Source organism: Bradyrhizobium sp. Unk1, from assembly GCF_059512345.1.
Genome location: NZ_JCAMOP010000014.1, coordinates 208,306 through 223,024, shown reverse-complemented (window position 1 = coordinate 223,024; position 14,719 = coordinate 208,306). Strand labels below are relative to the sequence as shown.

11 protein-coding genes are annotated in these 14,719 nt (G+C 63.7%); 3 read left to right on the top strand and 8 right to left on the bottom strand.

What is annotated here, in order from left to right; genetic code table 11:
* Nucleotides 1-184: 184 nt before the first annotated feature.
* A complete protein-coding gene (locus AC5ZFO_RS20180; RefSeq protein WP_496122420.1) occupies nt 185-3,424 on the bottom strand; it encodes an autotransporter outer membrane beta-barrel domain-containing protein in 3,240 nt (1,079 codons plus the stop codon).
* 625 nt (nt 3,425-4,049) lie between these two features.
* Here AC5ZFO_RS20180 and AC5ZFO_RS20175 point away from each other — a divergent pair.
* Entirely contained in the window at nt 4,050-5,201 is a 1,152-nt protein-coding gene (locus AC5ZFO_RS20175) for a fructose-1,6-bisphosphatase (RefSeq protein ID WP_306664498.1), read from the top strand.
* 89 nt (nt 5,202-5,290) lie between these two features.
* A complete protein-coding gene (locus tag AC5ZFO_RS20170; protein WP_282522827.1) occupies nt 5,291-6,478 on the top strand; it encodes a 6-phosphofructokinase in 1,188 nt (395 codons plus the stop codon).
* Nucleotides 6,479-6,857: 379 nt separating this feature from the next.
* Here AC5ZFO_RS20170 and AC5ZFO_RS20165 read toward each other — a convergent pair whose 3' ends face one another.
* Together AC5ZFO_RS20165 and AC5ZFO_RS20160 are read right to left on the bottom strand one after the other, a co-directional pair.
* Nucleotides 6,858-7,007: a hypothetical protein gene (locus tag AC5ZFO_RS20165; RefSeq protein ID WP_282522826.1), complete on the bottom strand. Its 150-nt coding sequence runs from the start codon at nt 7,005-7,007 to the stop codon at nt 6,858-6,860.
* Nucleotides 7,008-7,222: 215 nt separating this feature from the next.
* Nucleotides 7,223-7,591 carry a hypothetical protein gene (locus tag AC5ZFO_RS20160; RefSeq protein WP_282522825.1) on the bottom strand — a complete coding sequence of 123 codons (369 nt, stop codon included), beginning with the start codon at nt 7,589-7,591 and terminating at the stop codon, nt 7,223-7,225.
* A gap of 24 nt (nt 7,592-7,615) precedes the next feature.
* On the opposite strand from AC5ZFO_RS20160, the gene AC5ZFO_RS20155 reads away from it, so the two are divergent.
* On the top strand, nt 7,616-8,776 hold the full coding sequence (locus AC5ZFO_RS20155; RefSeq protein ID WP_282522824.1) for a Spy/CpxP family protein refolding chaperone: 1,161 nt from the start codon (nt 7,616-7,618) through the stop codon (nt 8,774-8,776).
* A 163-nt stretch (nt 8,777-8,939) separates the two neighbouring features.
* Here the strand turns inward: AC5ZFO_RS20155 and AC5ZFO_RS20150 are convergent, their stop codons facing one another.
* The 5 genes from AC5ZFO_RS20150 to AC5ZFO_RS20130 form a co-directional block, all read right to left on the bottom strand.
* Nucleotides 8,940-9,185: a hypothetical protein gene (locus AC5ZFO_RS20150; RefSeq protein ID WP_282522823.1), complete on the bottom strand. Its 246-nt coding sequence runs from the start codon at nt 9,183-9,185 to the stop codon at nt 8,940-8,942.
* A gap of 793 nt (nt 9,186-9,978) precedes the next feature.
* Entirely contained in the window at nt 9,979-10,842 is an 864-nt protein-coding gene (locus AC5ZFO_RS20145) for a sugar phosphate isomerase/epimerase family protein (RefSeq protein WP_496122419.1), read from the bottom strand.
* A complete protein-coding gene (locus AC5ZFO_RS20140; protein ID WP_282522821.1) occupies nt 10,842-12,032 on the bottom strand; it encodes a dihydrodipicolinate synthase family protein in 1,191 nt (396 codons plus the stop codon). The genes AC5ZFO_RS20145 and AC5ZFO_RS20140 overlap by 1 nt, the downstream gene beginning before the upstream one ends.
* Nucleotides 12,033-12,164: 132 nt before the next feature.
* A complete protein-coding gene (locus AC5ZFO_RS20135; protein WP_282522820.1) occupies nt 12,165-13,316 on the bottom strand; it encodes a Gfo/Idh/MocA family protein in 1,152 nt (383 codons plus the stop codon).
* On the bottom strand, nt 13,313-14,719 hold the full coding sequence (locus AC5ZFO_RS20130; protein ID WP_282522819.1) for an enolase-like domain-containing protein: 1,407 nt from the start codon (nt 14,717-14,719) through the stop codon (nt 13,313-13,315). Before AC5ZFO_RS20130 ends, AC5ZFO_RS20135 begins: the two co-directional genes overlap by 4 nt.

The following is a 14,719-nucleotide window of genomic DNA, read 5'->3' as shown; positions in this document are numbered from 1 at the left end:
CCTCCCTTAAGTGGTGCTCAACAACTCCACTTTGGCACATCGATGCCGTCGGGCGGGGCGTCCACCCCATCATAAAGCGAGCTTGATTGGTGCAGGCTCGCCCAATGTCCGTTGTGCCCTGGTAGCGATCAAATTCCGCACCGCCGCGAAACGACGCGATGGGCCAAAACCGGAAGTCGTCAATTTACCAGGAATACCGCACCGCGCCCTTGCCGGCGTAGCTGGTGGTGACGTCGGAGAACTCGCCCTCGAAGGTGGCGGCGGCGGACCAGCCGTTCAGCCATTTCTTTTCGGCAGAGGCGGTGACGAGCGCGGAGTCGCGGGCTTGCGCGGCGCCGCCAACGACAAAGGATGCGCCCGGCAGCGTCTGGAACGTCGCACCGATATTACGGTTGGGATTGAAATCATGCGCCCATGCCAGGCGCCCCCGCAGCGTGAAGATTCCGTCCGGCATCGCATATGATTTGTCGCTGCGAAGGCCGAGTTCGCTGCGCGTATCGGTGACGCTCTTCGCGCCGTAGGCCAGCGCAAACGTGTTGGCGCCGGTTACTGCCTGCTCGGCATAAGCCGGCAGGTCGAAGGTGGTGAACTGGCCTGCGGCATAAGGCGTGATGCCCACCCCGCCCATCCCTGGGCTGACAAAACGATAGCCGCCTTCGACGCGACCGGACCACGCATTGGTGTTGAACTGCGCGCGCAACTGGTCGATGCCGGCCACCGTCACGGTGCGGTTGGTGGTGATGTCCTGCCAGCCATAGGCCAGCGCGCCGGAGAGATACGCCGCACCCGCATTGTGCCGGATGAAGGCGCCGGCCTGGAACATATCAGATCGGCCAGAGCCGCCATTGACGACGCTGAAGTTCGTACCACCGCCCGCCAGCGCAAAGCCCGCCAGCGTATTCGGCGAGATACGATAATCGGCGCCGACCGCGGTGCCTGCGATGCGGCTGGTCGTGTTGTTGGAGCCGAGTGTCGTGTTGCCATCGGTGGTCTGCGAGCCGCCATAGCCCGCCGCCCACACGCTCCAGCGCTGCGCGAACGGATCGGCCATGACGGCCGCCTTGGTGAACATCGCATTGGCGTCCCGCGCCGCACCGGAACGCGGTCTGTCCTGCGAGGCGTAGGCCGATGCGCCCGCGGATGATCCCGCTGAAACGCCATCGCCGCGACCGTCGACGAAGGGATCGGTCAGCAGACCCATGAACTGGTTCATGGCGTTGAACGTGGTTTGCTGCGATCCCGTGCCGGTCTCGCCGGAGATCTGGGCCAGTCCCGCCGGCGTCAACCCGCCGAACGCCAGCGGAATACCGCCGTTGGTGTTGAAGAAATTGACGATCGAGTCGGCGATGTTCCGTTGGTTGATGTTGAGACCCGTCCCGGTCAGCGGCACGAAGCTGAGAGCGAGATTGAGATAAGCATTGTTGGTGTCATAGCTCAGGCTCGACGTGAATCCACCCGGCAAGTTGGTGTTGACGATCGAGCCGAACTTGCTGGTGCCGATACCGCCGGTGGCGTTGAGGATGGTGTATTGCTTTGCGACATAGGTCCCGGCTGCGAAAGATGCCTTGACGGTGGCGCCGCCGAACGTCGCCACGCCGGTGACGTTGGTGCCGTCGGCCGCCGAAGGCGATACCTCGACCATGTAGCTCGATGCGGCCGTCAACACGAGATTGCCCTGCACGGTCAACGTCCCGATCGAATTGCCGGGCGCCAGCGTGCCGCCATTGATGGTCGTGTTGCCGACCGTGCCGTTGCCGCCGAGCGTGCCGCCGGCATTCACCGTCACCGCGCTGGCCGTGCTCGTGCCGTTGACCGAGAGCAGGCCGCCGTTGACCGTGGTCGCGCCTGTGAAGGTGTTGGTGCCCGTCACATTGGTCGCGCCGCTATTCACCGTCAGCGTCATGGCGCCGCCGAGGCTGTTCAGCGTGCCGCCGCTTGAGGTCACTGCGCCGGTCAACGCGCCGTTGGCCAACGTGCCGCCCGATAGCGAAGCGATATTGATCGTTTGTCCCAGCAAACCGAGATCGAGCGTGCCACCGGTGTTGATTGTCGTCGCACTCGTAGCGCTGAATGTGTTCGCCGCAGCGCCCCTTAGCGTGCCGGCATTGATCGTCGTAGCTCCGGCATAGGTGTTGGCGGCTGTGAGCGCAGTTGTGCCGACGCCGTTCTGCTGCACGCCGCCGGTACCGGAGATCGCGCCGTCGAACTGGTAGGCGTTGGAGCGATTGAACGCGAGCGTGGCGTTGTTGAGCACGTTGCCCAGGATCGAGCCGGTGGTGCCGCCGTTGCCGAGCTGCAGCACGCCGCCATTGACCGTGGTCGGCCCGCTATAGGTGTTGGTCGCGGTCAGCATGGTGGTGCCGTTCTCCACCGTCACCGACCCCGCGCCGGAAATGGTCGGGGCGAAGTTGTAGTTCGAGGCGGTGTGGTTGAAGACGATGCGGCCGGTGCCTGCCCCGAACGCGATCGAGGGCGTGGTCAGAGTGCCCGGCGCGGCCGCGGTCTGGCCGGCGGCGGCGCCGATATTGAGCGTGCCGGTCGAGCCGGCCTGACGGGCGATTTGCATGCCCGAAGCCGGCGAGACGGCGCCGCCATTGGCGATCGTCAGCGTGCCGGTGCCGGATTCGCCAACAACGAGCACGCCGGAATTGGTCCAGGATGAGCCGGCGCCATCAACCGTCAGGGTGCCGGTCGAGCCGGCATTGTTGCCGAGGAAGGCGTGGCCGACGTTGCTCGCCTTGCCGCCGTTCTGGATCGTCAGCGTGCCGGTGCCGGAATAGCCGACAACGAGCGTGCTGGAACTGGTCCAGGCCGAGCCAGCGCCATCAACCGTCACGGTGCCGGTCGAGCCGGCAACGAAGCCGAGATAGCCGATGTTGGCGGTGCTCACCGTGCCGCCGTTCCGGATCGTCAGCGTGCCGGCGCCGAAATAGCCGACATAGAGGTCGCTGGAATTGGTCAAGGCCGAGCCGGCGCCATCCACCGTCACGGTGCCGGTCGCGCCGAAACCGTAGCCGAAATAGCCGAACCCGGCGTTGCTCATCGTGCCGCCGTTCCGGATCGTCAGCTTTCCAGTGCCGGAAATGCCGACAAAGACACTACGCGCCTGCGCGCCGGCCGCTCCGACCACTGTGGCATTGGGCGCAACGGTGTCGATATTCGCGTCGACCGCGCTGGTTGGAACGCCGGCCGACCAGTTGGTGGCGGTGAACCAGTCGGTTGAGGTGCCGCCGGTCCAGTCGGTGGCGCGCGATGGCGTCGATGTTGCCAGGACCAGTCCGAGCGCCACCATGGAGCTGGTGCCCAGCAGGCGGCGGGACAACGCGGCCAAGGTCAGCGCCGCAAAGCGGCTAATCGATCGCTTGCGCGCAACAACGGCCGCGCCGGTTTCCAGCGCGCCTTCAGACGCTTCAAAATAAGACAAACAAATCTCCCCGCAGCCCAAATAGCGACGTTTGAAATTCCGTTGCGCCGTTGTGGCGCCGGTCGCGCATGAACCCGTTAAGCGGGGCTCTGCGGTATCAGGTCTAGCGGGGGAACATCGCGGAGTCCGACCAATATCGGTCATCCGACAAAGCGCGCCGCCGTATTTGGCCGACTGCGTCACTAATATCACAGGAGGAACGCGGACAGGATATGAACGTCACCAGTTGGCAAAGAGGCGAGGTCCGTTGCGGGTCATTCGCGACCAAGTCGAGTCGCAGCAAGGTGCGCAGCACCTCGTCCATCGGACTACCCCACCAGTCGTTGGAGAATATCTCGATCTTCGAATAGCAGGATTTGTCCTGAAGCTGCCTGCGTCGGAAGATCGCAATGCCGGCCGCAGCCAACGACGAGTTAGCGGTCCGGCCAGAACCGGACTCGTGCAGCGCAGCAAACAGTAGTGACTCATGGTCCTAAGGCAAAACTCGGCATGATCCCGGCAACCGGATGAACGGCGTGCGTGGAACCTATCGGAGCGACGGACGTTTTTGTCCGCGAATGAGCAGCGCCGTGCCCGGCGCAGCAAGCGCTGAGGCCGGAGGCGATGAGCTGCGCGGATCGGAGAAATGCTCATGAGACTCACTCTTTCAGTCATCAAAGCTGACGTTGGCTCCGTTGGCGGGCATACGAAACCGTCTTCACGCATGATCGCGACTGTCGAGGGCGAGGTTGCCAAGGCGATCTGCAATGGCCTGCTGATCGACGGTTTCATCTGCCACACCGGCGACGACATTGCGATCATCATGACGCACACTCGGGGCGAAGGAAGCTCCGAGGTACATCAGCTCGCTTGGAAGTCGTTCCTCGCGGCCACCTCGGTCGCGAAAAGCTCAGGGCTCTATGGCGCTGGCCAGGATCTTCTCGCCGACGCGCCTTCCGGGAACATTCGCGGCGCCGGCCCAGGCGTCGCCGAGCTCAGCTTCGACCACAGCCTCTCCGGCGTGCGACCCGCGGAGTCCTTCATGGTGTTCGCGGCCGACAAATGCGGCCCCGGCGCCTACAACCTGCCGCTCTATCTCGCCTTTGCCGACCCTATGTACTGCGCTGGGCTGATGCTGCCTCCGATGATCAAGGGATTCCGTTTCCATGTCATCGACATGGACAACACAGCCGGCGACAGCCTACTCGAGCTCGACGCACCCGCCGACAGCTACCACATCGCCGCCCTGCTTCGCGACAACGAGCGCTTCGGCATCGATCGCATCATTTCTCGAACCCATGGCGAGGTCGTCGTAGCCGTTTCGGCACAGCGCCTCCACGCGATCGCAGGCAAGTACACCGGCAAGGATGATCCAGTCGCGATCGTCAGGAACCAGGGGATTTTCCCAGCTCCGGAGGAAATAATCTCGCCGTTCGCCAAAGCGCACTTCGTGGGCGGCGATGCACGCGGCTCGCATGTGATGCCGCTCATGCCGGTGCCACTCAACACGCCCGTTACCGGCATGTACTGCCTGCCGATCGTTTCTTGCGTCGGCTTTTCGATCGACAGGGAAGGCCGCTTTGCGGAGTCCTACACCGATTTCTTCGACAACCAGGCATGGGATGAGGTTCGCCGGCGCGCCCAGCGCAAGGCCATCGAGATGCGCAGCCAAGGCTGGTCTGGCGCCGCCATGCTACCCTATTCCGAACTGGAATATGGCGGCTTCCGCGACACCGTGTCCGGACTGCTGAAGCGCTTTCGACTGCGCGACGACCGCAAACCGGAAGCGGCCGAGTAGCGACCGCCTCCAATCAGAAGCTGGAGCGACGTTCACCATTCAATCGACAGATGCAGGCGCTATGACGACATGCCGATCCGGAGGTGGATATGGCCAAGAAACGCATCGGCATTCTCACGGGCGGCGGCGACGTCGCCGGCCTCAATGCAGTCATCAAGAGCGTGACTTATCGCGGCAGTGAGGACGACATCGAAGTTGTCGGTCTGCGCCGTGGTTGGGAGGCCCTCACGCACCTGAACCTCGACGACCCTAACAGCAGGTCCCACTACGTCATCCCGCTGAACCGTGAAAACACTCGAACCATCGACCGGCGCGGCGGTACCGTGCTGCACTCGAGCCGCGTCAATCCCTCCAAAATACAAAAGCTGCCAGATCATCTCGTCGGCAATGATGTGCCGGTCTCGCTGAGCACCAACGGCGGCATCGCGACAAAGACGTGGGACCTCACCAACCGGGTGCTCGCTAACCTTTCGGGACTTGGCATCGAACACCTGATCGCCATCGGCGGCGACGACACGCTCAGTTATGCGGCCAAGCTCAACGAACTCGGCGTCAAGATCATCGCCATCCCGAAGACGATGGATAATGACGTCCGCAACACTGAGTACTGCATCGGGTTCTCGACCGCGATCACCCGTGCCAGCGATGCCATCCAGCGGCAGCGCACCACCATCGGCTCGCATGAGCGAATTGGCATTTTCCGCGTCTTTGGCCGCGATGCCGGATTTACGGCACTCTACACCGCGTATGCGACCTCGATACGATGCGTCATACCGGAGTATAAGGTCGACCTCGACAAGCTGATCCAGTTGCTCGTCGAGGACAAGCGCGCCAATCCAAGCAACTACGCGCTGATCGTGCTCAGCGAGGGAGCTCAGTGGGAAGGCTACAAGCTGCGGGAATACGGCGAGCCTGACGCCTACGGTCACCGCAAGAAGGCCAACGTGGCGGAATCGCTTGCTGACGAGATCAAGCAGCGTACCGGGGAGGAGACGATCACCTCCGATCTCACCTACGATTTGCGATCGGGCGATCCGGACTTCATCGACAAGCTTGTGGCCCTGACTTTCGGTAACATGGCCTACGATGCCATGCTGGAAAGCAAGACCGGCCTCATGTCGGCGCTGGTCGAGGGCCGCTACGACCTCGTGCCCATCCCTGACGCCAAGCTCGGTCCGCGCAAATTGGACGTTGCGAGCAGCTACAACACGGAGCGCTACCGCCCCATCTACGCCAACAAGCAGGGGCTGCCGATCTTTCTCAACCGCGCGTCCTAGCGTGCCGGACCGGGCGCGCCAGCGCAGCGCCTCGTCCAATTGCCCCACCAGTCGTTGGAGAAGATCTCGATCTCCGAGAAGCCGGCATAGTCCTGCAAGGTCTTCCGACGTCAGCAACTCGCCCGCAATTGGCTCAAGCTGGACAGCCGCTTGAAATCGACTGGGCGCTGGAGCAGTTCGCCACCACCCTGACGCAGGATTTCTCCTGAAGCTGCCTGCGTCGGAAGATCGCAATGCCGGCCGCGGCCAGCAAAGAACGATTCCGCCAGCCGTGCGTTGAACGTCGTGGGCGATTACGAGCTGGGAGCGACAATCATGCTTCCGCGTGGCGTTTGCCTGACGGCTGTTCTAGTTGGTGTCTCGATGCTGACGGCGAGCATCAGTGCGTTCGCCCAAGGACCCGGCCAGGGACATGGAAGAGGCGGGCCACCCGGTCCAGCTGCAGCGCCGGCAGCCCGGCCAGCACCACCACCTGCGATGGCGCGTCCGGCAGCACCACCTGCCATGGCGCGTCCCGCCGCGCCGGCATTTCATCCTCCGGCCATGCCGCAGCGACCGGCCATGGCGCCGAATCCGGCGCCTCGCATGGCCTCACCGCCACCGCGCCCGGCCCCGCACTTCGCGGCACCGCCGCAGCGGGCTACCCCGCACGTGGCGGCGCCCCGGCCTGAATTCCACCGCGCGCCGGCAGCGCCGCAACGTCCGGCGATGGTACCGCAACCGACGCCGCAGATCGCCGCCCCCTCACACCCAAGCGCACCGTCGGCTGCGAGCGTGCGGCCGGAACAGCCGCGCGAGACGCTGTCGCGCCAAGCCTCGGAACGCCAGGGCCGCATCGACCGCTTGCAGCAGCGTGTGCAGACATTGCAGTCGCAAAAACCGGAAGGCGCGAGAGCGCAACGCGATCAGCAGCGATTGCTGCAGTCGCAGAACAGGCAGCTGGAGCGCGAGCAGCGCGTACAACAGCGTGAGCAGCACGTCGAGCAACGGCAGCGCGTGATGCTGTCGCGCCAGACGACGGAGCGTCAGACCCGCATCGATCGCCTGCAGCAGCGCGTGCAGACATTGCAGTCGCAGAAACCGGAAGGCGCACGCGCGCAGCGCGAGCAGCAACGGATACTCCAGACGCAGAACCGCTTGCTCGACCGCGAGCAACGCGCACAGCAGAGCGATCTGGCGCGCCAGCAGAGGCTGGGACCGCAGGCCCCCGCTGCAACAGTTGCAGCGGCAGGCGCCGCGCGCGGGCGGTTTGGCGCGCACTTCCGCGAGCGGCCTCTTGCGCAAACCCAGGCGGCCCTCGTCGCCCGCCAGAGCGGCTGGGCTCCCCGGCAGGCCTGGCGACACCGCCATCCCGCGGTGTTCGTGGCATGGCTTGGGCCCGTGTTCTGGCCCTACGCCTATTCCGACATTTTTGACTACACGTTCTGGTCCTATGCTTACGAGCCCGGCTATTGGGCGTACGCGTATGACGACTTCGTCGACACCGTGTTCTGGGGCGATGACAGTCCCTATTCCGCCTATGCCAGCACCAACCCGAATGACTATCCGCAAGCCGGCGGCGGCACCCGCGCGCGCCAGCGCGCCAGCGCGAGCCCGCAGACGCTGCAGCAATTGTGCGGCACACCGGACAAGGGCGTCACTGCTTGGCCGCTCGACGATATCACGAGCGCGGTGCGGCCGACGGCGGAGCAACGCGCGCTGCTCGACGCGTTGAAGACCGCGGCGGCCAATGCTGCCGGTGTGTTCAAGGACTCCTGCGCTGATACTTATGCACTGACGCCGCCCGGCCGCTTGCGGGCGATGATGAACCGCGTCAGCGCGACACTGGATGCTGTCAAGATCGTGCGACCGGCACTGGAGAATTTCTACAACTCGCTCAGTGACGAGCAGCAGGCCCGCTTCAACGCGCTCGGCCCCAACATCGGCGACCGCTCGCCTCGGCAGCAGGAAGCCGGTGCCCAGGAAGGCAGTGCCGAAGGCTGCGGCGATCCGAAGTCCGGCCTGACCCAATTGCCGATCCAAAGGATCGAGGCTGTGCTCCATCCCGCGGGCAAGCAGAAGGAGGCGCTCGACCGTCTCGGCGAAGCGACGGCGAAGGGCGTTGAGGGCCTACAGGCAGCCTGTCCGAACGATGTGCCGCTGACGCCGGTCGGACGGCTGGAAGCGATGCAGCACCGGCTCGAGGCCATGCTTCAGGCCGCCAAGCTGGTCGAGCCCGCCCTGGACGAGTTCTATGCCACGCTGAGCAGCGAGCAGAAGGCGCGCTTCAACACGCTGCAACAGCTCGCAGGCCCTTGACGGCGGCGTCGCATTCTCTCGTTGCAATGTGAGCAGCGGCCGAACGACGCGGGGTGCCATTATCGCCCTGCTCCACAGTTCGACCAGAACATGCGTGTCCGGGCCGCTTCTCTCTGTGATAAGTGCGGTGGCACGGGATGCAAACAACCGCTTCGTCTTGACCTCACGCGACGGAAATCGTCTTCGGTCCAGCGTCATTCGTGGTTGGGATCGCTTGAGGCCGCTCTTTCTCATCCGAGCCGACGGCGTTGCATTGCTGGGAGTGAGCAGACAACTCAAGATCGGCCAGGTGGTCCCAGTATTCTGCTTCTGCGAGCAGCTTCCATTTGTTCATGCTGTTGTACGCGGCCTGTTGGCGGCACAGCGAACCCATCGCACGCAAGCGCTGCACTCTCTCCACTGCCTCCACTGCCAACCTCCCTTCGCGCCAGCTTGTTTACAAGCGCATTTGTGTCGTCACAATTTCGCAGATTGAATTGACGAGTGATAGTCCGGTGTTTGACGTCAATCGATGATAGCGCAATCGTCAGACTTTTCACCGACGTGAGCAGCTTCAGCCCTCAGAGCTAGTCGAAGTTCTCAGCGCCGCAGCCCCTTCGGCCACCGCTGCACACAGGCACGCAACAAGACTCGCCTCGGACGGCGGGTTCCCAAGCCGCAGGTGCATTCCATTTCAGGACTGAAATCTTAATTGTCAGCGGCCTTCCCGGGATAGTGGTTAGCTGGCGATCAGACCGGGCCGGACAAGGTTTGATCCCGAAACTATTTTGGCCCGGCCCATTGGACTGCAAGACCGCCTTCGGGCGGTCTTTCCTTGTCGCCGCAATGGAACGGGCCTGGGGCTGGAACACGCCGGGGCCTCCGGCAAAAGTCGTTAGCGTTGCCCCCGCCGATCACAACAATGGCCCCGACGATTGCGCGCCGGGGCCATCCAAGATCATCAGGCGTGGGTACATCCGCCGTGCCTGCCGATCGTTGATGCCACTGATTACCGCATCCGATCTGGCGCAGACCGTGGCGAGGCTGCGGCATCGGGATGATATCATTCTGCCTGAAAGCTGACGGCTGTCCACCTCTCGTTGGTGGTACTCCAACCGGCTCGCTGAATCGCTCGAGCCCGCCGCTTCGGTGCCGTCAAGCGGAAGGCGCGCTTCAACGCGCTGCAACAAGTCGCACGCCCGTGAGGACAGCGCGCGTGGGAGCTACACCACCCTCTTGTGCCGCGTAATGCACGTGCTCAGCACCTCGTCCATCGGCTTGCTCCACCAGTCGTTGGAGAAGATCTCGATCTCCGAATAGCCGGCAAACCCCTGCGCCTCGACCGCAGCGCGCGCCGATTTGATGTCGATGACGCCGTCGCCCATCATGCCGCGGTCATTGAGGATGTCGTTGGTCGGCACCAGCCAGTCGCAGACATGGAAGGCGAGCAGGCGATCCTTGCCGGCGCGCGCGATCTGTCCCATCAGCTCCGGATCCCACCAGATGTGATAGACGTCGAGCGCGACGCCGAGGATGCCGGTACGATCAGGGTCGAGCCGGTCGCAAATGTCGAGCGCCTGCTTTGTGGTGTTCACGCAGGCGCGGTCGGCTGCATAGGCCGGATGCAAGGGCTCGATCGCCAGCGGCAGCTTTGCCTGTTTGGCATAGTCGAGCATCTCGGCAAGCGCTTCCTCAACCTGCCCGCGTGCGCGCGCGATATCCTTCGACGCCCCGCTGCCCGGCCGCGAATATTGCGGCAGGCCGCCGACGACGAGAACGATGCAGGGCGCGCCCAGCGCCTTGGCCTCATCCACGCAGCGGCGGTTGTCGTCGCGCACTTCCCCCCGGAGCGATGCGTCCGAGGTGAACATGCCGCCGCGGCAATAGCCCGACAGCTCGAGGCCGGCATCGCGCACCGCGCGCGCGGCGCGATCGAGACCGACGGAAGCGACCTGGTCGCGCCAGGGATCGATGGCGCGGATGTCATGCCTTGCACAGGCCTCGATGATCTCGACGAGGTCACCCTGCTTGCGGACCGTCGCTGTGTTCAGCGACAGCCAGCGATGGTCGGACGAGAAATCGCGCATCAGTCTTCCAGTCCGCGCGAGGCCAGCACGGTCTTCATCCGCCGCGTCGCGAGCTCAGGATTGGCGAGCAGGCCGGCCTGATCGGCAAGCCGGAACAGCTCGGCCAGATGCAGCATCGAGCGCGCGCTCTCCTGTCCCCCGACCATGGTAAAATGATCCTGGTGGCCATTGAGATACGCCATGAAGACGACGCCCGTCTTGTAGAAGCGCGTCGGCGCCCTAAAGATATGACGTGACAGCGGGACGGTCGGACCCAGCACGTCATGGAAGCCGGCTTCGTCGCCTGCCGCGAGCCGCGACAGCGCGTAGGACGCCGCCGGCGCGATCGCGTCGAAGATGCCGAGCAGCGCGTGCGAAAAGCCCTGGTCGTCGCCGGCGATCAGCTCCGCGTAGTTGAAATCGTCGCCGGTGTACATCTTGATGCGCTTGTCCAGGCGCCTGCGCATGTCGATCTCGCGTTGCTTGTCGAGCAGCGAAACTTTTACACCATCGACCTTGGCGGCGTTGCCGTTGATGATGGCCACCGCTGTGTCCATCGCCTTGTCGAGATCTCTGGTGCCCCAATATCCCGTCAGCGCCGGATCGAACATATCGCCGAGCCAGTGGATGATCACGGGCTCACGGACCTGCGACAGCACGCGGTCATAGACTTTTGCGTAGTCATCGGCGTTGCGGCCGAGTTTCGCCAGCGCGCGTGACGCCATCAAGATGATGCGGCCGCCGACCTTCTCGACCGCCGAGATCTGCTCCTCATAGGCGCGAATCACATCGTCAAGGCTCTTGGCATCCTCGACCGCAAGATGGTCCGTGCCCGCACCAGAGAACACCAGCGCATTGCGCCGCTTGGCGGCGCTGACCGAACGCGTGATCAGCTCCAGCGAGGTCGGCCAGTCCAACCCCATCCCGCGTTGCGCGGTGTCCATGGCTTCGGCGACGCCGAGGCCGAGGTCCCAGACGTGCTCGCGGAAGGCGATGGTTTTGTCCCAGTCGACAGCAGCGGAGAGCCAGGGATCGTTGTCCGCAAAGGGATCGACGACGGTGTGCACCGCCGAGAAGGCGATGCGGTTCAGCGGTCCCTCGAGTTTCGTGGGAAACGTTCGCGAGGCCGCGAGCCGGTAGGTCTCGATCGAACGATCCGCCTTCGGTAGTTTCAGGGACAACGACGACATCGGCTGGACGGGCTTGTTCATGACTTCGAACCTCTCTCCGTCATTGCGAGGAGCGAAGCGACGAAGCAATCCAGAGTATATCCGCGGAGGCAGTCTGGATTGCTTCGCTTCGCTCGCAATGACGGCTCAACATTGAGACTTATCCAATCAACCTCAGGCCTTGATCGGGGCGACGTCGATCCAGCGCCGCTCCTTCCAGCTCTTCAGCGCGCATTCGGCGAGCTGCACGCCCTTGACGCCTTCGAGCAGCGTGAACTTGTAGGGCGCGTCCTCGTAGACGTGGCGGATGAACATCTCCCATTGCTCCCTAAAGCCGTTGTCGTAGGTGACGTTGTCAGGCAGCTTCTGCCAGTCTCCGTAGAAATCGTGCAGCCGCTTCTCGTCGGGATTCCACACCGGCCGGGGCGTCGCCTGCCGCGTCTGGATCATGCAATCCGACAGGCCCGCGACCGCCGAGCCGTGCGTGCCGTCGACCTGGAAGGTGACGAGGTCGTCGCGATAGACGCGCGTCACCCAGGACATGTTGATGTGCGCGATGACGCCGCCTTCGAGCTGGAAGGTCGCGTAGGCGGAATCGTCCGCGGTCGCCTTGTACTTCTTGCCCTGCTCGTCAAAACGCTCGGGGATGTCGGTGTTGCCGATGCAGACCACGCTCTGGACGTTGCCGAAGAGATTGTCGAGCACGTAGCGCCAGTGGCAGACCATGTCGAGGATGATGCCGCCGCCGTCCTCGTCGCGGTAGTTCCAGGACGGCCGCTGCGCTTCCTGCCAGCCGCCTTCGAACACCCAATAGCCGAATTCGCCGCGCACCGAGAGGATGCGGCCGAAGAAGCCGGAGTCGCGCAGGAAGGCGATCTTCTTCAGGCCCGGCAGGAACAGCTTGTCCTGCACCGTGCCGTGCTTGACGCCCTTGGCGTTCGCAAGCTTGACGACTTCGAGGGCCTCTTCAAAATTCGTCGCGATCGGCTTCTCGCAATAGACGTGCTTGCCGGCATTGATGGCCTGGGTCAGAAGGCCCGGCCGCGCCTGCGTGGTCGCGGCGTCGAAGAACATGGTGTCGTTCTTGTCGGCGAGCGCCGCATCGAGGTCGGTGGTCCAGCGCGTGATGTTGTAGCGCTTGGCGAGGGCTTCGACCTTGTCGGCGCTGCGGCCGACGAGGATCGGATCGGGCATGACGCGGTCGCCGTTCCTCAAGCGAACGCCGCCCTGCTCGCGAATCGCGACAATCGAGCGGATCAGATGCTGGTTGAGACCCATGCGGCCGGTAACGCCGTTCATGATGAGGCCGAGGCGTTGGGTGGTCATGCCAATTGCTCCTGAAGTGAAGTTGGATGTTCGAGCGGGCGGAGCGCCGACCAGTCCGGATGGACCGACGTCGCAAAGCCCACTGTCTTGAGCGATCCCGTCAGGAGATCGCCGTTGTGAATGGAGAGGCGGATGCCCTGCCCGGCATCGGCATAGAGATCTGGATGCGCGGCCGCGAAAGCCTGCGCTTCAGCGGGCGGCGTCTCGCCGAAACCGTCGACATAGTGGTGGCCGTTGCGCTCGGCATGCTCGAGGCAAAGGAGCGCGCCGAGTGCCAGATCCTGTTGAAGAGCAAGCCCGGGCTGGCAAGTCAGATCTTCGCCCGTCACGAGACACTCCGCACCCTCGTCGTTCAGCTTGGCGATGCGGGTGAAGTTTACGATCGACTTGTAGATGCCTTTGCAGGACTTCGACGAGACGCCGCGGTAACCGAGTTTGTAAGCGGTCGGCCAGGCGTCATAGGAATCGTCCGCTTCGTCGATAATGAAATCGCGCCAACGCAAGGCTTCACTGAGCGACGATTGACGCGTGACGTCGCGCGGCATGGGCTGTTCGATATAGAGCAGCTTGCGAAAGATCGGTTCCAGGGCGTCGTCGCGCTCCAGCCGGCTGACCAGGGTCGTGAGCGCCGTCAAATCCGCATATTGCTCATTGCCGTCAAGCGTCACCTTGTAATCAAAAGGCAGCGGCGCCAGCTCACGTCCAATACGGATCAACCGGGCGGCATCTGCCTCCGGATCGCCGCCGAGCTTCAGCTTGAAATAGCGAGCGCCGGAATTCTCCTTCGGATCGGCTACGCCGCCATCGCCCTCGACCTTGTCGTCGAGGCCGACAGTGTGGCGAACGGCAACGCGTTCAGACCGGTACTGATTGGCAATAACGAGAAATCGCGCGATATCCCCATCATTCAGGTCAGGCGAGAGCCGCGCATCGATGCCGGCAATGTTGCCTCCCATGCCGTCAAAGAAGTTCGTCTCGACACCGCGGAGCAGCGCATCGAGGATCGCCTTGTCGATTTCGGCCGGGCCATAAGCCGCCGCAAGCGCCGGAATGTTCTTGTTCGCACAGGTCGCGATCTGCGCACCGATGCACGAGGCATGCAGATCGAACGCCGTCAAGAATCCGGTCCGCGCCAGGTAAAGACCGCGCGCGATCTCAAGCGAGCGTCGCAAGCCATCGACCGTTTGTGCCGGCGACAGCTCCGGCCGCTTGTCGAACCATTTTGGCACCAGCAACTCGGCGCTGGCGCCGACGGCCGTGCCCCTGCCCTCGACCTCGACCTCGACCCGCACGAACAGCTGCGGCGTCGCGTTGATCGTGATCGCGCCAAAGCGGAACGGCCGCGCGAAATGCACGGGACGTTCGAAGAAAGCGATGTCTCGCAGCTTCAGGCGCGGCGCCAT